The sequence below is a fragment of the Lederbergia ruris genome, assembly GCF_018332955.1.
Taxonomy (GTDB): Bacteria; Bacillota; Bacilli; order Bacillales; family Bacillaceae_C; genus Lederbergia; species Lederbergia ruris.
The window spans coordinates 1-25,634 of the sequence record NZ_BORB01000050.1 but is presented as its reverse complement, the minus strand read 5'-3'; the positions used below and the strand labels follow the sequence as shown (position 1 = coordinate 25,634).

The 25,634-nt window shown below is 39.2% G+C and carries 21 protein-coding genes; 3 read left to right on the top strand and 18 right to left on the bottom strand.

Annotated features, from left to right (window positions below; all coding sequences use genetic code 11):
* Positions 1-47 precede the first annotated feature (47 nt).
* From KI363_RS19455 to KI363_RS19445, 3 genes are all read right to left on the bottom strand, one after another.
* A complete protein-coding gene (locus KI363_RS19455) occupies positions 48-392 on the bottom strand; it encodes a hypothetical protein (protein ID WP_246516960.1) in 345 nt (114 codons plus the stop codon).
* Entirely contained in the window at positions 385-639 is a 255-nt protein-coding gene (locus tag KI363_RS19450; RefSeq protein WP_212967349.1) for a helix-turn-helix domain-containing protein, read from the bottom strand. The genes KI363_RS19455 and KI363_RS19450 overlap by 8 nt, the downstream gene beginning before the upstream one ends.
* Before the next feature lie 293 nt (positions 640-932).
* Positions 933-1,916, bottom strand: a complete 984-nt coding sequence (locus tag KI363_RS19445; protein WP_212967348.1) for a hypothetical protein — start codon at positions 1,914-1,916, stop codon at positions 933-935.
* A gap of 507 nt (positions 1,917-2,423) precedes the next feature.
* Between KI363_RS19445 and KI363_RS19440 the strand changes: the two genes are divergently transcribed.
* Both KI363_RS19440 and KI363_RS19435 read left to right on the top strand, forming a co-directional pair.
* Complete coding sequence (locus KI363_RS19440) at positions 2,424-2,597, top strand: hypothetical protein (RefSeq protein ID WP_212967347.1); 174 nt, start codon at positions 2,424-2,426, stop codon at positions 2,595-2,597.
* Between the two features lie 144 nt (positions 2,598-2,741).
* Positions 2,742-4,478 (top strand): recombinase family protein, encoded by a 1,737-nt coding sequence (locus KI363_RS19435; RefSeq protein WP_212967346.1) that lies wholly within the window; start codon positions 2,742-2,744, stop codon positions 4,476-4,478.
* Here the strand turns inward: KI363_RS19435 and rlmH are convergent.
* Complete coding sequence (gene rlmH / locus KI363_RS19430) at positions 4,374-4,853, bottom strand: 23S rRNA (pseudouridine(1915)-N(3))-methyltransferase RlmH (RefSeq protein ID WP_212967345.1); 480 nt, start codon at positions 4,851-4,853, stop codon at positions 4,374-4,376. The two genes, KI363_RS19435 and rlmH, sit on opposite strands and share 105 nt — an antisense overlap.
* Positions 4,854-5,111: 258 nt before the next feature.
* Here rlmH and KI363_RS19425 point away from each other — a divergent pair, with 258 nt between their 5' ends.
* On the top strand, positions 5,112-6,524 hold the full coding sequence (locus tag KI363_RS19425; protein ID WP_212967344.1) for a vWA domain-containing protein: 1,413 nt from the start codon (positions 5,112-5,114) through the stop codon (positions 6,522-6,524).
* A gap of 92 nt (positions 6,525-6,616) precedes the next feature.
* On the opposite strand, the gene KI363_RS19420 is transcribed toward KI363_RS19425, so the two are convergent.
* The 14 genes from KI363_RS19420 to KI363_RS19355 all read right to left on the bottom strand — a co-directional run bounded on the left by KI363_RS19420 (position 6,617) and on the right by KI363_RS19355 (position 25,430).
* Positions 6,617-7,486, bottom strand: a complete 870-nt coding sequence (locus KI363_RS19420; RefSeq protein ID WP_212967343.1) for a cation diffusion facilitator family transporter — start codon at positions 7,484-7,486, stop codon at positions 6,617-6,619.
* A gap of 324 nt (positions 7,487-7,810) precedes the next feature.
* The gene (locus KI363_RS19415) at positions 7,811-7,972 is read right to left on the bottom strand and encodes a CxxH/CxxC protein (RefSeq protein ID WP_158324198.1); all 162 of its coding nucleotides are present in this window, start codon (positions 7,970-7,972) and stop codon (positions 7,811-7,813) included.
* A gap of 211 nt (positions 7,973-8,183) precedes the next feature.
* Positions 8,184-9,383 carry a S1C family serine protease gene (locus tag KI363_RS19410; RefSeq protein WP_281414145.1) on the bottom strand — a complete coding sequence of 400 codons (1,200 nt, stop codon included), beginning with the start codon at positions 9,381-9,383 and terminating at the stop codon, positions 8,184-8,186.
* Between the two features lie 346 nt (positions 9,384-9,729).
* Positions 9,730-10,524, bottom strand: coding sequence for an MBL fold metallo-hydrolase (locus KI363_RS19405; RefSeq protein WP_212967341.1), 795 nt, complete (start codon positions 10,522-10,524; stop codon positions 9,730-9,732).
* A gap of 5 nt (positions 10,525-10,529) precedes the next feature.
* Positions 10,530-11,330 (bottom strand): two-component system regulatory protein YycI, encoded by an 801-nt coding sequence (locus tag KI363_RS19400; protein ID WP_212967340.1) that lies wholly within the window; start codon positions 11,328-11,330, stop codon positions 10,530-10,532.
* Entirely contained in the window at positions 11,311-12,636 is a 1,326-nt protein-coding gene (locus KI363_RS19395; protein ID WP_191967597.1) for a YycH family regulatory protein, read from the bottom strand. The genes KI363_RS19400 and KI363_RS19395 overlap by 20 nt, the downstream gene beginning before the upstream one ends.
* Positions 12,633-14,459, bottom strand: a complete 1,827-nt coding sequence (gene walK, locus KI363_RS19390) for a cell wall metabolism sensor histidine kinase WalK (protein WP_212967339.1) — start codon at positions 14,457-14,459, stop codon at positions 12,633-12,635. The genes KI363_RS19395 and walK overlap by 4 nt, the downstream gene beginning before the upstream one ends.
* 5 nt (positions 14,460-14,464) lie before the next feature.
* Positions 14,465-15,169, bottom strand: a complete 705-nt coding sequence (gene yycF, locus KI363_RS19385; RefSeq protein ID WP_158324192.1) for a response regulator YycF — start codon at positions 15,167-15,169, stop codon at positions 14,465-14,467.
* Positions 15,170-15,476: 307 nt separating this feature from the next.
* Positions 15,477-16,904: a M23 family metallopeptidase gene (locus tag KI363_RS19380; RefSeq protein ID WP_212967338.1), complete on the bottom strand. Its 1,428-nt coding sequence runs from the start codon at positions 16,902-16,904 to the stop codon at positions 15,477-15,479.
* 616 nt (positions 16,905-17,520) lie between these two features.
* Entirely contained in the window at positions 17,521-19,806 is a 2,286-nt protein-coding gene (helD, locus tag KI363_RS19375) for an RNA polymerase recycling motor HelD (RefSeq protein ID WP_212967337.1), read from the bottom strand.
* A gap of 609 nt (positions 19,807-20,415) precedes the next feature.
* Positions 20,416-21,780: a replicative DNA helicase gene (dnaB, locus tag KI363_RS19370; RefSeq protein ID WP_158324313.1), complete on the bottom strand. Its 1,365-nt coding sequence runs from the start codon at positions 21,778-21,780 to the stop codon at positions 20,416-20,418.
* Between the two features lie 264 nt (positions 21,781-22,044).
* Entirely contained in the window at positions 22,045-22,494 is a 450-nt protein-coding gene (gene rplI / locus KI363_RS19365; RefSeq protein ID WP_158324314.1) for a 50S ribosomal protein L9, read from the bottom strand.
* Positions 22,491-24,464, bottom strand: a complete 1,974-nt coding sequence (locus tag KI363_RS19360) for a DHH family phosphoesterase (RefSeq protein WP_212967336.1) — start codon at positions 24,462-24,464, stop codon at positions 22,491-22,493. Before KI363_RS19360 ends, rplI begins: the two co-directional genes overlap by 4 nt.
* A gap of 24 nt (positions 24,465-24,488) precedes the next feature.
* A complete protein-coding gene (locus tag KI363_RS19355) occupies positions 24,489-25,430 on the bottom strand; it encodes a YybS family protein (RefSeq protein ID WP_158324316.1) in 942 nt (313 codons plus the stop codon).
* Positions 25,431-25,634: the final 204 nt, after the last annotated feature.

Below are 25,634 nucleotides of genomic sequence, written 5' to 3'. Positions count from 1 at the left end.
CACATTTACTACTATTTAACGGTGAGAGTTTTCGTTATAAAGAATCATTAATACAGCAATAATTGGAGGCGACAAGTGGCATGCATTTTTAAATGCCATTTCATACATTTTTTACTTGCCAAATACAGAAGATACCCTTCAGAAAAATTGTTGATTAATGGTGTTACCTTTTCTAATTGATGGTTGCATTTATCAGAGGGCCCCACTTGATTTTCAAGGAATATCTCAATTCTCCTTTCACGATTAATTCCATAAAAATCAATTCTTTTTCCACCTACCCTTTCCTCAATTTTAATCTGGTCAACAGAAATTCCAATTAGTTCCTCAATAACCCTTGGGTACTTTTTCAAATAAAGTGTTAAAATAGCTTCCTCTTTTCTACCTTTACTCATTCTCTAACTCCTTTGCTCGAGATTCTAAATTAGCAACAAGTTGACTTAATGGCATATCTAAGACCTTCGCTATGTTCCAAACCTTATCCAAAGTAGGTGCCTTTCTGGTTCCATTTTTGATACGTGATAGAAGTCCAGCCGTTACTCCCGCTTCGGTTGCTAACTTGTTTTGACTGATCCCCTTCTTTATGCGGTATTGCTCCACCAATTCTACAAACACTTTATTGATTTCATGTGAACTCATCATATTGATCTCTCCTTCTTAATAACTATCAACCAGTATAGACACAAGTCGGAACTCCTATTCTTCTTAACTCCCTTTTTTTATTTTACAAATTATCAGTATGGCTTATTTTCTACACTTTTATACCATTACTTATAGTCAAAAGTAGTGTTTTTTTGACTATAAGGTATTAATTTTCTCATTTTCCACCATAAATGGACGGAGAGTAATAGCCTATCCTATAACGTCTTCCTATATAAATGATAGAAAACAAGAATATAAAGCAAAAGGAATATTCGAAAAGCTACCACTTAGTTTTACCATGGGAAATCATTCAGCGGGTTTTTCAGTGTGGATGGGACAGGGGAATTTGACTGATAGTTTTTCGGTATTAAAACTGGATTAATACCTACTTCACGGAGTAACGCTAGTCGACTTTTAAAAGTCCCCGTTGACATTTTTTTAAGTGGTGTATCAATACTGTTGGAACTCACTTGTTTGAGGAATTCAATTAGTTTTAATTTGTCTTTAGTGGGCAAAGCAGAGGATTTTAACTTTTTTCGAGCTGCGTCAATTTTGTAGAAGTCACCGGGGTGATAAATCTGGGACATATACTTTCTAAAATAGTCCTTGTAAACATCTTCTTTTAGATATGCAACCAGTTTTCTTGGTCGTTGATTCTTTTCCTTTTTTTTCTCCATATAATAGAGATGGTCCTCCATGACATGAATTTCATAACGGATGACATCTCTTTCGTAGTCTTCAATTTTTTCACCCTTTGCTTCCCGCTCCTCCGATTTCAAATACACCATGCTCTCAATAGAGTTAGATGAATGATAGACCGTTGTTTCATACGGTACGAAAACTCCATTCGCTAATTTACCCAAGTATTTCCTTTGAAATCCATAGGACTTTGTTTGCTTCTTGTAAAGGTCCATCAGCAACATTCGAATGTTTTTGTCCTTGATTGGTACATCATACCTGAAGTCAATTCTAAGAAGAATATGTTCCTTGTAATGGCTTGTATACCCAAATACATTCCAAAGGATATACTTCAATTCCTTCTCAATTGATTCATAGTCCGCTTCTGTAATGTTCGGCTTTCCTATGAGTTTTATTGCATCAACAACCATATATAGTTTCCATTGACCATTACCAGAGTTGGAAATACTCATTGTAACGCTTGGAAACTTTCCTTCAAAATACTTGTTTACATCCGTATACTTGATTTCAAATCTCTTCTGCAAATCTTGTACTTCTTGATAATGAAGCGGAATGTATAATTTAAAAGTGTGAATCATTTCTTATCCTCCTTAGAGCAATCTTGGGAAGCAAGGAAACCTGTTGTATCAAGGGTTCTCTATTACTTTTTTGTTCCCATTCCGATTATATTTATTTCTTCTTACCAACCCTTTCTGCAAAAGAAATAGGGTTAAAGTCGTATTCCTGACATTAAATTGGCTTGTTGATACAAGTATAATAGCTCTAAGAAAACCATCATAAAACATCCTAATGTCTTACCTCGTCCTAGCCCAAACATAAAAACTAAACTGATAAAGTCATGACAAATTGTCAACTCAAGAACAATTTGTCATGATATGCTATTCATGTAGTCATAAAAAAACAACTTCACCACCCACATTCGCTACAGCTACAACTCCAGCTATATCTACAAACTATCTTTCTTGCAAAGACCTTATCATCATCTTTCATCGTATTCCTTACAATTCAAACATCACTTAAATTCTAGCGAACAGATTTCTCCCATATCTCAGCAAAGTAAACCATATAAATTGGAGGTATCCCCTATGGAAAGTTCCACAATAAATAATTCCTCGAATGAAAAAAAAGAAGAATCCAACAATCTAAAATCGCAAGTATCAAACGAAGCCATTTCTGAGAGTATTGACACTATTGCTTTCTACTTATTTGAAGCAATCAAACGTAAATCTAATCATCAATTTCAGAAAAAGGGAGCATAAGTCTGAAAAAAGACAAAGAGATTACCGGAGTATATAATCGTTATAAAAGGTGGTGTAGTACAGAAAAGACATCATGCAACTTCAAGATGGAATTGCTTTTAAACAAATAGAATAGGAAGGTGCCAAAAAATGGGTAACACAAAAATGATCATTGGAATATATATGAGAGTTTCTACAGGAAAACAAGTAGAACATGGTTTCTCCTTAGATGCTCAAAAAGAAGAAGGTACTCAATTTGCTTACAGATTATTTGGTGAAAATATCACTATTGAGTATTATGTTGATGAAGGAATTAGTGCAAAGAGTACAAAGGGACGAACTGATTTAAAAAGGATGATGAAAGATGTTGCAACAAAGAATTTAGATGCAATTATCACATATAAGGTGAGCAGACTAAGTCGTTCACTTTCAGATTCTCTAAAACTCGTTGAGGAAATTCACAAAGAAAAAGTAAGATTTATAAGTATTAAGGAAGGAGAGTATGGTACACCCCACGGGAATTTACAATTTAACATTTTAGCTTCCGTGGCACAGTATCAAAGGGAGGAACTCGCTGAAAATGTACAATTTGGAATGAGCCAAAGAGCCAGAGAAGGAAAATGGAACGGTGGTCAAGTATTAGGTTACAAAACTGTTGAGAAGGAATTGGTTGTAATACCAGAGGAAGCTGAGACAGTAAAGCTGATCTTTGATAAGTACGTAAATGAGAGTTGGGGGACAAAGAAGATTGCCAATTACCTCAATTCTATTGGGAAACGGACAAAAAAAGGAAAGACCTTTGCTGTAGTTTCTGTTTCAACGATTCTTGACAACCCTGTCTATAAAGGATACGTAAGATTCAATCAAGTAATTAACTGGGAAACAAATCGAAGAAAAGGGAAAAACCCTGATTATATAATTGCTAAAGGAATCCATGAACCAATAATTGATGAAAAAACATGGGACAAAGCTGCAGACCTAATTGAAAAACGTCGGACAGGCACTCCTAGACAATACTCAGGAACATTTCCATTAACAAGCATTGCTAAGTGTCCAGAATGTGGCTCCTACATGACCAGTATGTATGGAGCAAAACGCAAGGATGGAACTAAAAAAAGATACTATGCTTGTGGGCAGTATCATAACAAAGGAAGATCAGTTTGTAATCCTAACCTCATTGATGCCGATTGGCTAGAAAAGGCAGTTTTTGAAAGACTAACTCAGGCATTACAAACTGATTCAATCATTGAAAAGATTACTCAGCAAATGAACAATCTCATTGAACAACACCCTAAGTATACTGAACAATCAAAGGAGATAAAAATACTCCAAACTCAAATTAAGAATCTTGAAGCAGCAAAGAAACGAATTCAGAACTCAGTGGAAATGGGTACTGGTATTTACACTGAAGATGAGGCTGTAGAACGAATGAATGAAATCCGTACTGAAATAAACGAGTTAAAAAATAGGATTTTCGCCCTGACAGAACACCAATTAAAAAAAGATACATCCATCAAGTCAGTTACACCTGAATTCATACGCCAACAACTTCAAGAGTTTCTTGATCTATCGACATATTTGGAACCACTAGAATTTAGACAACTACTTGTAGCATCAATTGAAAAAATAGAAGCTAAGAAAAAGACTTTGAAAAAAATCCACTTTTCCTTCATTGCACATTTACCTCATGAAGAATCGAGTGATTCGATTCCTTCATTTATTAAAAGATATAGTATACGATATAATAAACCTACCCCTTTAATCGCAAAGGGTTTATATTTTACCCCAAATCATTACCTATTTATGATAAGGTTCCCCCCTATTAATCCTGAACCCCCGATACACCTGCTCCAACAACACCAATCTCATCAACTGATGCGGAAAGGTCATTTTGGAAAATGAGAGTGCGTAGTTGCTACGCTCCTGAACTTCCTTGCTCAGCCCCAAGGAACCGCCGATGATAAAGGCAATTTTACTTTTGCCGTAGGTGGCGAGTTCGTCCATTTTTTGGGCGAGTTGTTCGGAGGTGAGCATGGCGCCGTTGATTTCTAGGGTGATGACGTAGGTGTCTTGGGATATATGGGCGAGGATGCGCTCTCCTTCTTTGCGTTTGACCAATTCCATGTCTGCTTCACTTAGGTTTTCGGGTGCTTTTTCATCGGCGACTTCGATGATGTCGACTTTGGCGTAGGCATTTAAGCGTTTTAAGTACTCTTGAATACCTTGCTTCAAGTATTTTTCTTTCAGTTTTCCAACAGAGATGATGGTGATTTTCATTTCGTTCGTTCCTTTGCTTTTCAATTCAATGCGAGCCCTTGCTTCATCGCATTCTCTTTCCTTCTAGTGTAGCAAAAACGTGACTTGTTTCCTACTTCCTTTCTAGCTGACATGGCCCATCCTGTTCTTTTCACTTAGGTGTTTGGTTGTTTTTTCCCTTCATTTAAGCCATCAGGCTAAATTTTCAGTTATACTTGGTTAGAAAATAAGCGATTTTTCTAATAAATAGATGGATTGAAACAAGGAAAGGGGTACTATATGCGCAAGTTGAAAATTTTTGGTTGTTTCCTATTCACTGCCCTGCTGATCCTTGGGGGATGTTCCAATAATGGGAATGAAAAGGAAGCCGCTAATAAGGAAAAAGAGAAGCAAACGGAAGGAGTAGAAAATACACAACCAGGTAAAGAGGTTGTTTCGACAGCCGAAGAACCTGGGGAAACCGAGCAACCTGACGAGGAGTTTCGCAAATATTTTACCGAGGACCCAGAAGAGATGGTGCAATTGGAGCCAGGCCCCTATAGTGGCGACAATTATGATCTGGAAGCGATCAAAAAAGAGATCGATCAATTTCCTCAGGGAGAAACACCGGAAGACTATTATTACCGACTTGTTGCTCTTGTAGCAGAGGATTATCGCTTCTTTTATGAAGCGATGCAAGATGTGGACACTGATTACGAAGATCCGTCTGCACATCCAGATGGCGAGTTAGGCACCCCACCAGAAACCGCCAGTAAACAACTCAATGTGCAAATTTTATTTGATGCCAGTGGTAGTATGCGCGCCGAGATCGGCGGCAAAAGTAGAATGGCCTTGGCAAAAGAAGCCGTGAATGACTTTGTTAAAGAGCTGCCAGAAGAGGTGAACGTTTCTTTACGGGTTTATGGGCATAAAGGAACCGGCAGTGATGCGGATAAGGAGTTATCATGTAGTAGCTCAGAGGTTATTTATCCGCTTGGGGCTTTTGAACAAAAGAAGTTCTCGAAAGCATTGGATCAATTTGACCCCGCTGGTTGGACTCCTCTTGCAGCCTCTATTGAAGCAGCGATGGATGATCTGAAAGATGAAACTGGTGAGAATGTAGAGAATATTATTTATGTTGTCAGTGATGGTGTGGAAACCTGTGATGGCGACCCGGTGAAAGCAGCAGAAAGGCTCAATCAGTCCGATATTCAAGCGATCGTAAATATCATTGGCTTTGATGTTGATGATGCGGGACAGAAAGCCTTGAAAAAAGTCGCAAAAGCGGGGAAAGGCGAATACGCCACGGTTCGTTCGCAACAGGATTTTCAAAAGTTTTTTGAGCAAGAAAAGCAAGCTTTACGAGAGGAATGGCAGGAATGGTCTAATAAAAATAATAGTCAATATGTTCAATCGCAACATGAAAGAGTCGATGAACTATTAGAGATCGAAAAAAGGGCGACCGACTTAACCAAGATAGAAGAAGAGCATCTAGACGAGCTGGTGGCCTATTGGAATGAAACATTAAGTGAAGAGGAGTCTAAGCAAAAAATCCTTGCGATTCATGCTGGTAAAAGAGAAAGGACGCTCAGAAGTTATGCCTTTAAAACAGCCGTTGCTTACCGGGATCAGCTAAGATCTAAAGGATTGGAGATAAGAGACCAAGTGCGCAATAAAGCACGCGAAGAAAGAGATCGATTGAAGGAAGAATAAAGAGCCGCGGCAAATGCCTGCAGAATGACAAGCTTCTGCCCTAGTTATTGTGTGCCATCCTCTGAATGTTTTCAGATGGTGGCACCAATTCTTTAATTCGGCTCCATATGAACATGGACATCGTAAACCCCGTACTTTTCGATCATAACATTTTCTACACGGCTCGCTATATCGTGGGCGTCATGAATATTTAAATTCTCATTAACCAGAATTATCACATCGATGACTTCATTATTCCCATAATTTCTCCCTTTGATTTCCTGGATTCCCTTCACTCCATCGACCTTGGCGATGACGTCGTGATAATGTTGAATTTTATCTTCATCGAATCCATCTGAAAGCTCATGAGACGCCCCTTTAAAAATATCCCAAGCTGTTTTACAAATTAATAGTCCCACAATGATGGCTGTTACTGTATCAAGCCACGCCATATTGAATTGAGAACCGAAGATGCCAATCGAAATTCCTATACTTACCCACGCATCGGAAAGATTATCTTTTGCTGCTGCCATAACCGCTTTACTATTAATTTTATTCGCTAATTTTTTATTGTAACGATAAATAAAATACATGGCTAGTGCTGAAAAAACACCTACATACCCTGCCAGCATATCTGGAGCGACTTTTTCCTCCTGAAACATGGAAGTGATGGCATCCCGCAATACTTGTATACCAACGGCTAACATGATAAAAGAAGCGATCATCGAGGATATGGATTCACTTTTCCAATGGCCATATCGATGATCTTGATCAGGTGGTCTTCGCGATAACTTGAGTCCAATAAGGACGGCAATAGAGGCAATAATATCGGTTGTATTGTTTAGACCATCTGCTTTTAAAGCAGTGGAGTCACTCATATAGCCAAAAATCAATTTTAAGATGGAAAGACAAATATAAGCCATAATGCTAATGATGGCTCCTCGTTCTCCTAATTTAAGATTTTTGTACTTTTGCTCATCCATCTTCGTCCCTCCTCACCAAGCGCTTGTATCCATCATACTGAATGAACTACGAGTGGGTCTATAGAAACCTTTTTATCTGGCTCTATGTTAGTGAGTGATAGGCAAGTAAGTTGCCTCAAGCAAAAATCCCCTACTCACAATGGAGCCCGCTCAAAAGAATGATCACAGTCATTTTTCCTTTGTCGGCAATCCCCATCTATCCACAACCTGAATAGAGTTACCCACAGGATAACTTTTTACCTTTTACACACAGGTTACGAACAAGTTATACACAATAGTTATCCACATATTCACAGATACTATCCACATTTCGTGATTAGAATATTAGTTCCCTACAAGATATGCTGCCTCGTTTCGACAATATTCACAGGTTGTTGATAAATCTCTCCCTGTTTGCAGCTTCTCCATAATCGGTGCTGTTTCACATTCATCGACAATTACATCTAAAGCTAATTCTACATGCTCTTCACAGCAATAAACCTTCATAAAAGCCCGCCCTCCTTGGTTTTAGCACGAATTAAAATTCATTATCTTTTGACTGGAATTCCCTTAATCCATTCTTTGTTTTTTGTATTTTAAACACTTTTTTCGACAAAATCATATGACTAGGTTATCCACAAGTGAGTATACCATATCTTTTTTATCATGAAAAAACAGGAAAGCGATCCTTGCCTTCCTGTTCTCCACTTATCCACATTTACATTCTTGACTCATCTGTTAATTTTAGCGTCACTTCGTTCAGTTTTCCGCCTCTGTAATATTTCACTTTCATCGAGTCGCCGACACTTTTCTCAGTATAAAGGTGTTTTCGTAATTGAAGAATGTCATCTACCTTTTCTCCATCAAGTTCCACGATAACATCCAATTCTTTTAGGCCTGCACTTTCTGCTGGAGAATTCGGCACAACGGATTCAATCATTACGCCTTCTTGGACGTCTTTAGGCAATTTTAGTGTTTGCTGTTGATGATAGGCCGCCACTTCATTGACGTTTCGTAATGTAACTCCCATTGAAGGACGTTTGACCTCTCCAAATTTCTCCAAATCCTCAATTATTGGGATCACATAGTTAATCGGGATGGAGAAACCAATCCCTTCTACGGCACTTTCGGCAATCTTCATCGAGTTAATGCCGATCACTTGGCCGCCAATATTCACTAAAGCTCCCCCACTATTTCCTGGGTTAATCGCGGCATCTGTTTGAATAACCTCTGCTTGCCAATCCGGAATGCCGTCCTTATTAATATCAACTGGGACTGTTCGATTCACACCAGAAATGATTCCTTGGGTAACCGATCCGGAAAATTGCAATCCGAGTGGGTTTCCAATTGCGATAACAGGTTCACCAATCTTCAGAGCATCTGAATCACCAAATTCAGAGATCATCTTATCGGAAATATCTTTCGCATCCACTTGCACAACCGCAAGATCTGTCCAGACATCCGTTCCGCGTAATTCCGCCGGAAGCTTTGTCCCATCAGCTAAAGTAACTTCTAATTGCGAGGCCCCTTCCACAACATGATGGTTCGTCACGATATAGACAACATCTTCCGCCTTTTTATACATGACGCCAGAGCCCACTCCCGCTTCCTGGCTCTCAGTCGTAGACCAAAAACTAGAAGTTTGGATGTTCGTAATCCCCACAACGGAATTGGCGGTTTTTTCGACTGCAGCCGTGACGTCTGATGTCACATCAAGGGAAACATTCTTCGAAGGAGCATTGCCTTGATTTTTTTGTGTCGTTTCGACACTTGTTTGCCCATTTAAATTGGTGACATTAGGATAAATCAACACAACTAGTAGTGCACCAATGATTCCGCCAATCAGGCCCATCAAAAAGCTTGAGCCTTTTCCCCTTTTTCGATATTGGTTCGGGCTGTGATCATCGTAATACCCCACAGACAACATTCCTTTCCATAAACTCTTCTATTTAGTTTGGCTTTTCTTCCTTATATTATAATCTAAAATGCAAACTTTCAAAAAGGAATCGTCTCCCACAATGTATATATATATGTTCCCATATTGTTTTCAACAAAAACCAAAAGCTTATCGGAAAATACATGGATGAAACCTTAGAAGTCCGAGATTACTAAGACTTAGTATCTTGATTTTAGGTGGGTTTTTATGAGTGATGCTTACGTCCTGCAGGCCTCCGGTTGTTTACTGGAATGGTACATTTTTTCCATAAAAAAAGTATCCCGCAGCCATTTGTCGACTTTCGAGATACTTTTATTCTTCCTATAAACTAGACCGCCGTTAATTTCGTTGGGGTGCTAGGGTCGGTATCCAATAATTTAAATTGGCTGCCAACCGGCATACCTTGTTCTTCTAATGTTTGTTGGACACTCATACGAGCTAAATCCTTCATATTATTATCCAAGCTTAGATGGGCTAAATAAATTCCCTTCGTCCGCTCCCCGATGCAATCACACATCGCCAACGCCGCATCTTCATTTGATACATGGCCGACATCACTTAAAATTCTGCGTTTTATATTCCATGGATATCTTCCCATTCTTAACATTTGCACATCATGATTGCTTTCGAATATGTACATATCTGCGTTCGCAATTGTGCCTTTCATCCGATCACTGACATAACCTGTATCCGTAATTAATACGAGCTTTTTATCCCCTAAATGAAAGCTATAAAACATCGGGTCTACCGCATCATGGGATACACCGAAGGATTCAATCTGTAACGAACCGAAGCTTTTCACTGTTTCCATTTCAAAGATAAACTTTTGATCGGTCGCAATCGTCCCTAACTGGCGCTCCATTGCTTTCCATGTCTTTTCATTCGCATAAATCGGTAAGTTATATTTACGAGCCATAATTCCGACCCCTTTTATATGGTCGGAATGCTCGTGTGTGACGAGAATGGCATCCAAATTAGCGGGATCTCGTCCAATTTGCTGAAATAATTTATCCATTTGTTTTCCACTTAATCCTGCATCTACAAGAATGGAATGGTCTTCCGTTTCTATATAAGTGGCATTTCCGGTGCTCCCACTTGCGAGTACACTAAACTGCATTGACATTCCCTTCACTCCAATAACGTTTTCTCCTTGTCCGGCTTCCCTTGTATCACGGTTCCTTCATAAGCATTCACAAGCATGTCCATCCGTTCCCCATCTTTTTCTACAAGAACATGCCAAGTCGGTGTTAATACTTGCGTTGCTTCCATATTGACAAGTGTATAATAGCCAAGTTTCACATCAATGATTTCACTGTCGGATATGGCCCCTCGATGATAAAGAGCTTCTACTGCACGAATCGGCAGGAGCACTTCTTCTTCTTCATCACTGATCGATTTGATCGGATCTAACATAGTCTGATCATAAGACGTAACTTCTCCATCCTCATTTAAATGAAAAATGATATGTGCACTCTGATTCATAAAGATAAATTTGCTTTCCACTTGCTGGTAATACGTAATCGAATTGTCCTCTTTATCATATTCCCAAAATGCGTATTGCTCTCCATTTAAAACATTCTCTTCCACAAACTTGTCTAAATCTAAAAATTTATCAAAGTCCTCAATTGGGAACGACTTTTTTAACTGACTGTGAATGATGGTCCCATCTTCCAATTGAATATGTTGATCTTTTAAACCTTTGAACATTTCTTTCGTAAAAGTCATCGTGTCCGCACTTAAATAATGATCCTTTACCGTTTCGTTTGGTAAGTCTCCATATTCGATTCCATCCGCTTTCAACCTCTCCTCTAAGGTGGTATCTGCGGTCACTTCATACTGCTCTCTTTTGACCTGTAATTGTGTGAGTAAGAATATATCTAGGATGAGAAAAGCGATGATAAAGATGGTTTTAATTCTGCCCCAATCCATCTGGATCCCTCCCCACTTCTTCCATGTCAAAAGGCAACCAAGCGCCCCCATATAAATAGTACCAAGTCGGCTCCAATACCACTAAATTATCATCTGTTGTATCTAGGGAAAGTCGATAGCCAAGCACTAGATCCTGTAAAAGCTTTGGATTAAATCCCTTATCTGAAAGCAAATACTCAAGAACTGTTTCACCAGCAGGAAGTTCTACTTTTGTCTGGGAAGGCAGGGAAATCGTTAATGTAAAGTAAGGTCGCTTGTATTCAGATACTTCCTCTTCGCCCCAATTTTGTGTCACCACAGTCATCCCATTTTCGTTAAACACAGGATAATTATCCACAAATAAACGGAAGGTAAGTTTCTTTTCATATACAGACATTTCAGCATAACGATAATCATCTGTCCAGCCACCATGTTCATTCACAAAATCAATACCTTGCTTCAGGATCTCTGCTTGACTTTTCTCCACATGAACACCGGAATCTGGCCGTGGATTGACAAATTTTAACACGCCCGTTAGGAAGTCCACATTCATCATACTTCTATCATCTGTATATTGCTCTCCATTCGCAATATCGTCACGACGCACTTTACTCGGGTCCCGGAAAAGCGCATTTTTAAATTTACTAGGATTAATCGGTTCGGAATAATACTTACATCTTGTCATTTCAACTTTATTTTTCGGAACGTAGAGCAGCCGCAGGTCGGGCAATTCGATCTCCTGATATTCTATAAATTGCTCTAAATTCTGCTCCATTTCAGCAAACATACGCTCTAAGCGATCAGGGTTAATATGACTTTCATATACCCGGTTATCTTCTATCGAAATAAAATAGACAGATGAACCATCTTTCGATACCTCAGGAGATAGGATGACAATATGGTCAAAGGAAGCATTGGGTGAAGGATCTTCCACTTGAATAACCCCTTTGTACACTTCGAAAGGCACTTTACTTGGATAGTCAATCACAATCCGATCATTGGCATTCAGCAATTCTTGAATTTGCTTAGGCTTTCGGGTCTGTCCATTCCCAATATCATAAAAGTTCCATGAGCTAATTTCCTTTATAGTTGATTGAATGATCCCTTTATTTTGCGAGCCATAATGGACATCGTCCACATGATAGAGAATACGATTTGGCTTAATCAACGCGGTCGTATCTTTTGGATCTGCAATCATGATACTATGAACATTACTCGGGTCCAAAAATTCATACTTAGGTTGATACGTCCATAAGCTCCACGTCAGTATGATACTTAAGCCGACTAGTAGAAACAGCACTATTGATTTTAACGTTTCATATTTCACAACCAATCATCCTCTTGTACAGGGTCATATGGCAATGTAAAGATAATGGTCGTCCCTTTTCCTTCTTGACTCTTCGCCCATATATCCCCGCCATGAACACCGATAATTTCCTTGGCAATGGCAAGACCAAGCCCTGTACCACCGAGCTGCCTTGTCCGAGCACGATCGACCCGATAAAATCGTTCAAACACTTTATTGAGATTATCCTTAGGGATGCCAATCCCTTGGTCACTAATACTTACCTCAATATGGTCATCAAGCAATTTTACCCGAAAAGTGATGGTTCCCCCTTCAGGAGAATACTTCAAAGCATTCGAAATGATATTATCAATCACTTGTGTGAGTTTATCTTCATCAATCTCTACATATACAGATTCTTTCGGTAGCAGACGTTTAAAGTAAACATATTTTTCCTTCGTCATTTCAAAGCGATCAATGATTTGGTTAAGAAAGGAGATAAAGTTGACCCAACCGGGATTAATGGTAAAATTCCTGCTATCCATTCTCGATAAATCTAAGAGATCATTCACCAGACGAATCATCCGCTCTGTCTCATTACGTGTCACATCTAAAAAGCGTGGTCCTAATTCATCATCCTTTATCGCCCCATCTGATAAAGCTTCTAAATAACTTCTCATCGTCGTTAAAGGAGTCCGTAATTCATGGGAAACATTGGATACAAACTCTCTGCGCTCACGATCTAATTTTTCTTGCTCTGTCACATCATGCAAAACAACAATGAGACCATTGACAAATCCTGTCTCTCTTTGGATGACAGACATGTTCGCCCGTAAAATAAACTGGCTTTCTTTTGTACTATAATCTAATACAATCGATTCTTGCTCAGCGAGTAAATCATCAAAACTATAATCCTCTTCTAGTTCCAATAACTCTGTAATCGGTTGGGAAAGAACTGTTTCACGTGAAACATCCAGCATTTCCGCTGCCCGCTCATTGATTAAAATTACTCTTCCCTTACGATCTGTCGCAATAACCCCATCTGTCATAAAAGAAAGAACGGAGGATAATTTTCTTCGCTCTCCTTCTGTTGTCGCTTGCGCCTCTTGTAATCCTTTCGTTAAATGGTTAAAGGATTGAGCCAATAGACCGATCTCATCATTGCCATATACACGAACTTTGCGGGAAAAGTTCCCCTTTGCCATGGCTGTCGCCTGCTTTTTCATATCGGCAATCGGCCTTGTAATCATGCGCGCTAATAAAATCCCTAGTAGTGCGGTAATGAACATGGCAATTAATGTACCTGTAATAAAAATATTATTAATTTCATTTAGCTGTTCAAAAACGGTCTCAATTTTCGCAACCAAAAGGATGGCCCCGACCACTTCTCCATTGGTTGTGATTGGAGAGGTCACAACCCAAATTCGCCCCTCCGATTTCTTGTCAAACTGAATTTTATCTAGATCTTCCCCAGAGGAAATCGTTCTTTTGACCATCATATTCTGTATTTTTTGCCCAACAATCCCTTGATTATCAGGATCAGATGAACCGATAATCACACTGCGATTATTGATAACTTGAACTTCCGCTATATCGGTTGCGGTAAAGTCGAAGAGGATATTTCTAATTTCATCTTCAAGTGGAGGAACATCTTCCCCTGTACGGTCTTTATTCATCTCTTCTTTAATATTGTATTCTAACAAAGGGATACGCCCTTTTATCCCATTTTGAAAGTTCTCCACTAATCGATCTTCCAATTTCCCTACAAAATACACACCAATGATTTGCATGGCAATAAGGATTAAGAGCACATAGATCAGGACAAATTTAATGTGAATGGAACGAAAAAAACTAACCTTGCGCATGAATCCTACTCCTGCTCAGGAGTTCGCAAATAATAACCGACTCCTCTTCTTGTCACGATCCACATGGGATGGCTTGGATTATCCTCTACCTTTTCACGTAACCTTCTTACTGTTACATCCACCGTCCGAACATCTCCAAAGTAATCATAGCCCCAAACGGTTTGGAGTAGATGTTCTCTCGTCATGACTTGGCCAATATGTTTTGCCAAATAATGGATTAACTCAAATTCGCGATGGGTTAACTCAATGGTTTCTCCATTCTTCGTCACGACATAAGCGTCTGGATGAATGGTTAAAGCCCCAACCGTAATTTCGTTACTTCCTTCTTCCTCTGTACTCTGCACCTGTGTATGACGACGTAAGTTTGCTTTCACCCGAGCAATTAACTCCCTTGTACTGAAGGGTTTCGTCACATAATCATCTGCCCCTAATTCAAGGCCTAATACCTTATCAATTTCCGAGTCTTTCGCTGTTAACATGATGATCGGCATATCATATTTCTTGCGCACTTCACGACAAACTTCCATTCCATCCCGATTCGGAAGCATAATATCTAATAGAATCATATCCGGCTTCATTTCTTCGACAAGTTGCAAAGCCTCTTCTCCGTCATAAGCACACTGAACAGTAAATCCTTCCTTCTTGAGGTTAAACTGTAAAATATCGGCAATGGGCTTCTCATCATCTACAACTAATATCTTTTTATCCATACCTCATCTCCCTTTCGTTATTTAAGTAATGGCATACAGACCCAGAAGAAAATCAGCTGTTTCTGGGGTAAAAATTTATTTAATTAAGAAAATGTCCTCTCTCACAACCATATAGGAACATTGGATAAGTCAAAGTTGGTCCAGCACTAACTATATTCTTAGAAAAGTCATTCATTCCTTTTGTTTAAGTTCCGGATATCCCATTTATTTTACCATATGAAAAGAGACAGGTCCAAAGGAGTTCGTCACTCGTTAGGATCTGTCCCTTTATACTTTTGGTAAAAGTTCCACTCTTTACCAAACTATTTTATAGATAACTTAATGGATTTTGCAGGCTTCCATTTTTATAAACTTCGAAATGAAGATGAACGCCGGTTGCAAATCCAGTCGAACCCATAATTCCTAATGGGGAACCTTTTTCTACCTTTTCTCCAGCTGAAACGCTAATCGAATCCATATGGGCATAAACGGTACGGAAACCATTTTGGTGATCGATGACTACTTTATTTCCGTATCCGCCATCGTCCCAGCCTGCTGATTCGACAACACCGTTATCTGCTGCTTTAATGGTGCGATTGTCAGGACGCGCGATATCAATTCCTTTGTGCAGAGAACCCCAACGTTGGCCCATTTCACTAGAGATATAGCCTCCATTGGTAGGCCAAGCAAATGTGCCTGATCCGCGAGCGGGAATGACTTTCGTTCCTTTTTCAATCATTTCTTTCACTGGTTCTTTAATCCGTGTTTCCTTTTTCGTTTCTTTCTTCGTTTGGCTTCCATTTTCTTCTACAATATTATATAAAAAACCACTTTTTCCATTTTGGCCTTCTTGTTTTGTCTTTGTTTCACCTTTTGGCATCTCATCATTTTCAATGACTTCTTTCTCAAATGGAACCGATTCTTCTTGATATAATTCCTTTTCTACCAAAACATGAAGCAATGGCTTTGTCTCAAGAGTTTGTAGCTTTTGACCAATTTGTAAAACCGTATCCGCTGTAATGCCTTCATTTAGCTCCATTAAATCTTTTGCGGATAGGTCATACTTTTCCGCAATTGACTCCAGAGCTTCCCCTACTTGAACCTCATGTTGCTTTTCCTCTAATGTACCCTTTTGCAGAAATTCCACAGCATCCTTTTCTACCAATATGTCTTTTGGATCAACAGCTTTCTCTTGGAAGCTTATATCCTCTTTGATCTTGATGTTGGTGATCGCTGACTCATCTGCTTTCAACTCAGTGGCTAAATCCTTCCGTTCTTGTCGTTCTTGATAATCTTGCCACTCATCTTCTGTCACATATTTTTGTTGTAAATGTTCCAGTACCTGGTTCGCTTCCTCCTCGTTTTTTAAATAAACGATCGCTTCATTGTTGACGACAATGGCTGTTGCAATTGCCTGGATTTTCGCTTTCGCAGCGATTTTTTTGCGAGTAGCATCATCCTCTGGTTCTGAACGGAATACATCTTCTTCTATGTACGTAATGTCATTCGTTAATCCGAATTGATATTCTTTATATTTCTGTTTTTCCTCTTCAATCAATTTATCAATTTCAGATTCTACGACAGCTTTGCTTGATACATTGCCAAGATACTCCTCATCCATATACACATGATAAATCGTATCCAAGCTTGTTTCAGCCTGTGCAGGTAGCGTTACATTCATGAAAAGTGCAAACACAGATATGATCGCTATAAGATATGTTCCGACTTTGATGCGGCTTCTATCCTGAAGATTCATTTTTCCCCTTTTTCCTCCTAAGATCGTTAGGCCAACAGGACGTTGGTCACAAAGGCGTTGCGACGTACAGGAAATACTAGTGCAAGGGCAGCGACAGGACGTCGCGATTTGACCTTGCCGCCAGGACGGCGCGCCTTTAGCCGTTTATCCTCTGTTTAATCCTTAATGACCGCGCTTTTTTGTTAGAACTTTCTTTATATAAGTAGGTCAATAATTTCGTTTTCCTTTTCGGACTTTACTTTACCATATAAGTTTTGGGAATAAAGGGAAAACTAGACAATGTAATATAACTGTATAAATCATGTCATTTCACGTAAACCACTAGATTCTAAAGTCACCGTGGTGGTTGCCATAACACCATTTTCACTCTTAATCTTATTTATACAAAGTTATGACATTTTATCACATAAAGTAACATCTATATTACATTTTGTTTACAATGAATTAGTTTTACATGAGAAGGGGTAAAAAAGGACATAAAAAAAGCATTGCGAGAGGCTACGTCATCGCAATACTCCTTGAGGAAAAATGTAATGAATGTATTTTATATTATCATGACCTCTTCCGTTTAGCAACAGCTTCCGACAAAATTTCAGCAATTCTAAGATTATTACAGTTATCCTTGACAATCTTTCGGGATAAAGGGCGAACAAGTACCTAATGAATAGAGATGCAGCTCATGCATGGCTCTTGTACAAGCTGTATAAAATAAATTTCTTTCCATTTCCCTACCATATTGTTGCTGAGAGGCATTATAAAGAATAACCGCATCAAATTCGATTCCCTTTGCTAGGTAGGCTGGTAAAATAATCGTTCCCTTTTCATAGGCATTCGTTTCCTTCTTCATTAATCGTAAAGGAATTTGAGCTTTTAACTGCTCATAAGCCGTCTGACTTTCCGCGGCGGTTTTGCAAATAATCGCAATGGTCTCATGCCCTTTCTTCTGCAGCTCTCCCACACGGTCCACAATCCCTTTATGTAAGGATTCTAGGCTTTCTACCTTTGTGACCGTTGGCTCCTCACCATTTCGATTGAAAGGTTCAATAAGTTCTCCACCCGCGATCATCTCTCGCGTGAACTCTACAATCTGCCGCGTAGAACGATAACTTTTCGTAAGGACAATCTTCTCTTCCCCCTCAAGTTCGGCATTCAATAAAGTAGGCGCGTGCATGGAATGAGCATAAATGGCCTGGTTCATATCACCCAAGATCGTCATTTTGCTATTGGGAAATTGTTGTCGTAAAAATTCAAATTGGAAGGGTGAATAATCTTGTGCCTCATCAATAAATAAATGACGAATAAATGTGTTCGCCTTTCTCCCTTCTAATTGGTCTTGTAAATATAGATAAGGTGTCGCATCTTCATAAGGGATAACCCGCTGGTCTATTTGATTGATCGTATACGCGCGGATCAATGACCAATCTTCAGCCTCTGCCAATGTGTCTGATGTAAGAAACTGACGATAGAGTGCTTCAATATTTAATAATTTTAATCCTTTCAACTGGCGACGAATGGATTTTAAATGTTGACTGACAATCTTCTTCTTTAAGAATCGCTCTTCCTGTTCCATATCATCAAAAGCTTCTTCTTCCTTTTGTGTTTGGCGAAAGGCCTCTAAATAATCCTCTTTATCTAAAAGCTCCGCTTCTTCTAAAACCCAATCCTTTTCCCGCTCTTTTTTAGCGAAAGCAGAAAGGTCTTTTAGTAGCTTCTCCGCTGTAAGCTTTAAACGATTGGGAATCGAAATCTCTTTGTCAAAAGCATAAAATAAATCATGGATTTCTTCGCTGGAAAAGAGCAATTCCCCACGAAAATGAAAGGATTTAAACATGAGCCCCTGAGTGGACAGCTTTTCTACATATTCATCAATCGACTTTTTGTAAGCGACACTTGTTTTAAATCGTATCCCTTTTATACGCTGATCATATCCTGGTTCATCCTTAGCTGTTAATGTATATTCGATTTGCGAATAGGAATCTTCTACAGAGAAACCTTTGCCAAAGCGAGAAATAAGGTACTGCTGGTATGTCGTTTGCACCATATTTTCTTCTCCTAATTCAGGTAACACGGTTGCGACATAACTATTGAATAGTGGATTGGGAGAAAAAAGCATAATATTTTCTGATGTAAGTGTATGGCGATAACGATATAGTAAATAAGCAGCACGTTGCAAAGCTGCCGAAGTTTTCCCACTTCCTGCAACACCTTGTACAACTAAATATCGGCTTTTCTCGTTGCGGATAATATGATTCTGTTCCCGCTGGATCGTCGCAACAATACTTTTCATTTGGGTATTAGCCGTTCCCCCTAATACTTCCTGTAACAATTGATCACCAATCGTTACCCCTGTATCAAACATTCCCTTCAGTTTACCGCCTTTAATGATATACTGTCTCTTCAACTCAATATTTCCCTCAATTTCGCCAGATGGCGTGCGATAAGATGCCGCTCCTGGTGAGTGATCATAATAGAGACTAGAAATCGGGGCTCGCCAATCAAAGATTAAGAAGTCTTCGTCTTTTTGATCCATTAAAGAGGCGATACCAATATAAATCTGCTCTGCCGCTTGTTCTCCTTCTTCTTGAAAATCAATCCTGCCGAAATAAGGTGATTGATTCAAGCGAAGTAATTGCTCGACTTTTTTATAGGATTGCCCATGATTGCGTTCTTGTTCGGCTAGCAGTTCAGCCTGCTGCTTAATACTCGTAAAGGTCTCAATCACATCATCAGGATGATCTAAATTAATCGTCACATCTTTCCAAAAATCACGTCTGAGCTCAATAATCCCTTCCTTTAATCCCCCCATACGATCTTGGAGCTTTTCCAGCTTCGCTTTAATCACCTGCTGAATCATTTCAATGCGCGACTGTTCCCTTTTCCACTCCTCATTCCGCTTCTCCACCAACACCACTCCTTTATTGAAATAATATGCTTGACATCCCACATTATTTGTAATAAAATATAATATGGGTACATATAAACTACAATGATGTATTTTGACACATTCTTTAATATAGCATATTTATGTGAAAATCTCAATTATCTAAAGAGATTTCTTTCTTATGTTTAAAGAACAAAAGCGCAAGCGCCTGTTCAGCGACGTACAAATTTGGAGCATAAGGTTCAAAGGCTAAATACGCGCCGTCCTGGCGGCAGACTCAATCGCGACGTCCTGTCGCTTCGTCTGCACTAGTACATCCTTGTACGTCGCAACGCCTTTGTGACCAACGTCCTGTTGGCCTGAGATAAAGGAAACACGGCGACGAAGGAGCCGATGTTGACTTATCGTAGGAAGAAGGCGTAAATTTGCTAGTCGCTAGGCGCTGGAGCTGGATGTCAACCGCGACATAAGCAGCTTATCCACAAGCTAGGATTTTATAATTTCCTAAGCTATAAAAAAGCATCTTTCCCTTTTGAATGGGGGAAGATGCCCTTTTTCATTGCTAATAATATCCGGCACTTATATTTGTGCCTTGGCCGTTCACCCAAAACGAGCGCTTGCACTTTCTTATTAAGCTCCAGATGGTACAGCTGAATCATCGAAACGCCTTTCTAAGTTAACAAATTTATTATATTCTTTTACGAAGGCTAATTGAACCGTGCCAACTGGGCCATTCCGTTGCTTGGCAATAATGATTTCAATGATGTTTTTGTTTTCTGATTCATGATCATAATAATCATCCCGATATAAGAACGCCACAATATCGGCATCCTGCTCAATACTTCCCGATTCTCTTATATCCGACATCATCGGCCGCTTATCTTGACGCTGTTCTACTCCCCGTGATAGCTGTGATAAGGCTATAACAGGAACTTCTAATTCACGAGCAAGGCCTTTTAATGAACGGGAGATTTCGGAAACCTCTTGTTGACGATTTTCCTTCGAACTTCCACTACCTTGAATTAATTGAAGATAATCGATTAGGATCATCCCGAGTCCATGCTCCTGTTTTAAACGACGACATTTGGAGCGAATCTCCCCAATTTTAATCCCTGGTGTATCATCAATATAAATCCCAGAATTGGACAAACTCCCCATCGCCATGGTGAGCTTTCCCCAGTCCTCATTTGTAAGCGAACCTGTACGAAGATTTTGTGCATCAATATTTCCCTCTGCACAAAGCATCCTCATGACAAGCTGTTCTGCTCCCATCTCAAGACTGAATATCGCAACATTTTCTTCTGTTTTCGTTCCAACATTTTGGGCGATATTCAAAGCAAAGGCGGTTTTCCCGACAGATGGACGAGCCGCTACAATGATTAAATCATTTCGTTGAAAACCAGCCGTCATGCGATCTAATTCCGCAAATCCAGTAGGAATACCGGTTGTATCTCCTTTTCGATTATGAAGAAGTTCAATATTATCATAGGCTTGGACTAGGACATCTTTTATATCTTGGAAGTCACCAGCATTTTTTCTTTGTGCCACTTCCATAATTTGTTTTTCCGCTTCATCTAATAGAGCTTCAATTTCATCTTCTCGTGAATAGCCATCTTTAGCAATATTTGTAGCTGTACGGATCAAACGCCGTAATAATGACTTCTCTTCCACGATTCGGGCATAATAGCCAATATTGGCGGCAGTAGGGACCGAGACAGCCAATTCACTTAAATAAGAAACGCCCCCCACATCTTCTAACGTTTTCGAAGCTGCTAATTCCTCTGAAACAGTGACCAAATCCACAGCCTTTCCCATTTCAGTTAGCTTCATCATACAGTCAAAAATTTTCTGATGGCCGCTCCGATAAAAATCTTCCGGCAACAGAATTTCCGTTGCAAGCATCATGGAAGAAGGCTCTAGAAAAATAGCTCCCAGAACAGCTTGTTCAGCTTCAATATTTTGCGGTGGTGTTCGATCTAAAAACAGCTCACTCACTTTTATTCCTCTCCCCTTGCCATGTATCATTTTACAGTCTATCTATCATTATACTATTTTTCGACAAAAGAATCTGTTCCTTTCCCATATTCTTTTTGGGAAATCTTCTTCCATTATGTTATTTTTGCCAATTTGATCCATAGTCAGGTTCAAACATTTTCATCGAAAGTTAGCTAGTCACTAGCTTTGGAGCTAATTTCCGGCCTTAAGAGAGATGAAAAACCGCCTCAATCGGTCTTGAGACGGCTTTTCTTTCACCTAATTTTATTTTTCTTCTGCAACATGAACATCTAATGTTGCCGTCACATCTTGGTGAAGCTTAACAGGCACCTTGGTTACACCTAGAGAACGGATGGCATCATCTAAAAGAATTTTTCGCTTATCTACTTTGATATTATGCGTTTTTTTCAACTCAGCAGCAATCTGTTTGCTTGTGATCGATCCAAATAGACGACCACCTTCACCAGATTTTGCTGTGAGTTTCACGGTCAACTGCTCCATTTTTTCCTTTAGCTGCTTCGCTTCTTCTAGTTCTTGTTGAGCCTCTTTTTGTTCCTTTTTCTTTTGATTTTCAAGAGATTTCATATTTCCAGAAGTTGCCTCAATCGCATATCCATTTTTAATCAAGAAATTATGCGCATAGCCATCTGCAACGTTTTTGACCTCACCTTTTTTCCCTTTTCCTTTTACATCTTTTAGAAAAATAACTTTCATTCTTCCTGACTCCCCTCTATATATTCATCAATGACTTGCTTTAGTTTTAATTCGGCTTCTACAACCTCATATCCTTCTAATTGAACAGCGGCATTGGATAAATGTCCGCCGCCCCCTAAGGCCTCCATGATGATTTGCACATTGATTTCTCCTAAGGACCTTGCACTAATCCCGACAAGGTTTTCAGACCGTTTCGAGATGACGAAAGAGGCCGTGACCTGATCCATCGTTAATAAAATGTCCGCTGCTTGTGCAATAGTCACAGGGTTGTAAATTTCATCTTCCTCCGCACTGGCAATGGCAATTCCCTCTCTATATAATTCGGCTGTCTCAATCAACTTGGAACGCTTAATATACGTATCAAGATCTTCCTTCAAAAAGCTTTGCACCATCACTGTATCGGCTCCTTGGGTTCGCAAGTATGATGCTGCGTCAAAAGTCCGTGAACCTGTTCGCAGTGTAAAGCTTTTTGTATCGACAATAATGCCGGATAATAGGGCTGTTGCCTCTAATGAATTTAATTTCTTGTCTTTTGGTTGATATTCCAATAACTCTGTTACAAGTTCAGCTGTGGAAGAAGCATAAGGCTCCATATACACCAATAAAGGCTTTTTAATAAAGTCCTCACTTCTGCGGTGATGGTCCATGACCACAATTCTTTCGGTTTTTCCTAATAATCGCTCTTCAATCACTAAAGAAGGTTTATGTGTATCGACAACAACCAATAGAGTGTGGTCTGTTATTAATTCCATGGCTTCATCTGGACTGATAAGCATTGAATAAAGATCAGGATACTCTTTCATTTTCTCAATGAGTCTTTGCACAGAAATATCAATATGGTCGAAATCGACGACGATATATCCGTCAATTTGATTTAATTCCGCGGCTTTACGAATTCCTATAGAGGCCCCAATGGCATCCATATCAGGAAATTTATGCCCCATTACAATAACTTGATCACTTTCAACCATTAATTCCTTTAGAGCATGAGAGATGACACGTGCTCGCACGCGCGTGCGTTTTTCCATCGGGTTGGTCTTACCACCATAAAACTTCACCTTACCATTTGGCAATTTGACCGCGACCTGGTCTCCCCCTCTGCCTAAGGCCAAATCCAAACTGGATTGAGCGAGTTCCCCTAATTCAGGAAGTGAATAATCTCCCACACCAATTCCGATACTTAGAGTAAGAGGTACATTTTCCTTGCCAGTTGTTTCCCTTACTGTGTCTAAAATGGAAAACTTACCTGCTTCCAAATCTCGAAAAATCTTTTCATTTAATAAGATCACAAACCGATCAGATGATGTTCTTTTTAAAAAGATTCCATGCTCTAGAGCCCAATCATTTAATAATGATGTGATAAGGTTGCTTAAACCGCTTCGGGCCTGGTCATCCATTCCCTGTGTCGCATCATCATAATTATCCATAACAATGACCCCGATGACATCTTTATCTTCCGCATACTGCCTGGCTAATGCCATTTGGTCCGTTACATCGAAGAAATAAAGTAGTTTTTCCTCATGCTTAATCTCGACGCGAAATTTCTGATGACGAATTGTCACAATATCGCTCTCAATATCTTGCTTAATTAAGGGAACAAGCTGCTCCCCTACTTCATATAAGGAACGACCGATTAGGGAATTCTCATTAAAACAGGAGGCCATATAAGAATTGGACCATTCAATATAATAATCATCATTAATAAGCATGATCCCAATTGGCATTTCCAATAAGGCTTCCTCTCCAACCTTTTTCACTCGATAAGATAAGGTTTTGACATATTCCTCTCTTACCTTCACCATCTTATTTTCTAAATAGACAGCAAGCAAAAACAAGGCCAAGAGTATAAAAGCACCCACTAGCGCAACCCATATGTTCGTCAAGCCAATATAAATAAGCAAAACAGCTGCCACGGCCATGATCCCATATAATGGATATTGCAATTTGCGCTCCTTTAAATAAGAAGGCATCCCTTCAGCTCCTTTAACTTGTTCTTACATTTTATGATTCAAGCGCTGTCGTAAATTAAAACCTATATCAATTATACCTAACACTCTTACAATTGAAAGCAAAAACGGTAACAAAATCATAAAAATAACTGCCATAATAGGAATGATTTTCACCCATTTTTTAAAATGAGCATAGTAAAAAATAAAAGAAAATCCTTGAATCATTAATAGAATTTGCAGTAGAAAGACTGCATTCAAAATGACCATTTGAAAGAACGAACTTGTATCATCAGTGATGAACATAGAACATAATAGTACCACTAAGTATATCCATACAATCACTTTCGGAAAAGTTACGTTACGGAAAGGTTTAAATCTCGGCACTTCCACTTTTAACCATTTGGCAATCGGAAAGTTCACGGCGATCAAAATGAGAACCGTGATAAACGCGCCACTAGCTAATACAGTGGGAGCCATTGAACCAATTAAATTCCCCATCTCTAATAACTGTTCCCTTAATTCCATCGATGGTGTTTGTCCCAAAGCCGTTAAAGCATCCATATATTGATTCACAGTATTCTTAAACATTTGTTGATACTCATTAATAACATCAAATTGGAAAAACAACTTTGCTACAACAAATAATACTAATAAGCTAAATAAAAAGCCTATACTAGAAGCAACATAAATATTCCCTTTCGCTTCGTTTCTTTGTATGCCATGTCCCATTATCAATCCTGTGACTCCGTATAAAAGTGTAATCGTCACGCCTATAACTGAACCCAAAAAGAAGGAAATAATGAAAGCAAGCATAAAAAAAAGCAGCGAATATTTTATTGGATGCTTAGCAGCAAATAGTAAAAACGGCAAAAGAAAAACAAATTGAAGAACAATTGCCGTAAATGGTACATAAATCGCTACCCCAAGCATAATCGAGAAAATCGCTAAAAACATAGCCCCTTCTGTTAAAACACGGGCATTTCCCACTTTGTCACCCCTCTTTATTTATATCCTTCTCTATTTTACCGATGATTTTCTTAACCTTCAACTTTGCCACACCCATTGTTTGAGTCAAGTATTTGTGGGCAGAAATTTTCGCCCTTTAATTTTGTAAGCACTCTCATACTTTCAGGGTTCTCCAAAGTCGACTATTTTTCCATTTTTAAAAACCGGACAGCTCTTTTAAAGCAC

What these genes read in the sequence shown, in the direction of transcription:
- KI363_RS19455 (WP_246516960.1), bottom strand. Translation starts at nt 392, where the DNA reads ATGAGTAAAGGTAGAAAAGAGGAAGCTATTTTAACACTTTATTTGAAA.
- KI363_RS19450 (WP_212967349.1), bottom strand. Translation starts at nt 639, where the DNA reads ATGATGAGTTCACATGAAATCAATAAAGTGTTTGTAGAATTGGTGGAG.
- KI363_RS19445 (WP_212967348.1), bottom strand. Translation starts at nt 1,916, where the DNA reads ATGATTCACACTTTTAAATTATACATTCCGCTTCATTATCAAGAAGTA.
- KI363_RS19440 (WP_212967347.1), top strand. Translation starts at nt 2,424, where the DNA reads ATGGAAAGTTCCACAATAAATAATTCCTCGAATGAAAAAAAAGAAGAA.
- KI363_RS19435 (WP_212967346.1), top strand. Translation starts at nt 2,742, where the DNA reads ATGATCATTGGAATATATATGAGAGTTTCTACAGGAAAACAAGTAGAA.
- rlmH (WP_212967345.1), bottom strand. Translation starts at nt 4,853, where the DNA reads ATGAAAATCACCATCATCTCTGTTGGAAAACTGAAAGAAAAATACTTG.
- KI363_RS19425 (WP_212967344.1), top strand. Translation starts at nt 5,112, where the DNA reads ATGCGCAAGTTGAAAATTTTTGGTTGTTTCCTATTCACTGCCCTGCTG.
- KI363_RS19420 (WP_212967343.1), bottom strand. Translation starts at nt 7,486, where the DNA reads ATGGATGAGCAAAAGTACAAAAATCTTAAATTAGGAGAACGAGGAGCC.
- KI363_RS19415 (WP_158324198.1), bottom strand. Translation starts at nt 7,972, where the DNA reads ATGAAGGTTTATTGCTGTGAAGAGCATGTAGAATTAGCTTTAGATGTA.
- KI363_RS19405 (WP_212967341.1), bottom strand. Translation starts at nt 10,524, where the DNA reads ATGTCAATGCAGTTTAGTGTACTCGCAAGTGGGAGCACCGGAAATGCC.
- KI363_RS19400 (WP_212967340.1), bottom strand. Translation starts at nt 11,330, where the DNA reads ATGGATTGGGGCAGAATTAAAACCATCTTTATCATCGCTTTTCTCATC.
- walK (WP_212967339.1), bottom strand. Translation starts at nt 14,459, where the DNA reads ATGCGCAAGGTTAGTTTTTTTCGTTCCATTCACATTAAATTTGTCCTG.
- yycF (WP_158324192.1), bottom strand. Translation starts at nt 15,169, where the DNA reads ATGGATAAAAAGATATTAGTTGTAGATGATGAGAAGCCCATTGCCGAT.
- KI363_RS19380 (WP_212967338.1), bottom strand. Translation starts at nt 16,904, where the DNA reads ATGAATCTTCAGGATAGAAGCCGCATCAAAGTCGGAACATATCTTATA.
- rplI (WP_158324314.1), bottom strand. Translation starts at nt 22,494, where the DNA reads ATGAAAGTTATTTTTCTAAAAGATGTAAAAGGAAAAGGGAAAAAAGGT.
- KI363_RS19360 (WP_212967336.1), bottom strand. Translation starts at nt 24,464, where the DNA reads ATGCCTTCTTATTTAAAGGAGCGCAAATTGCAATATCCATTATATGGG.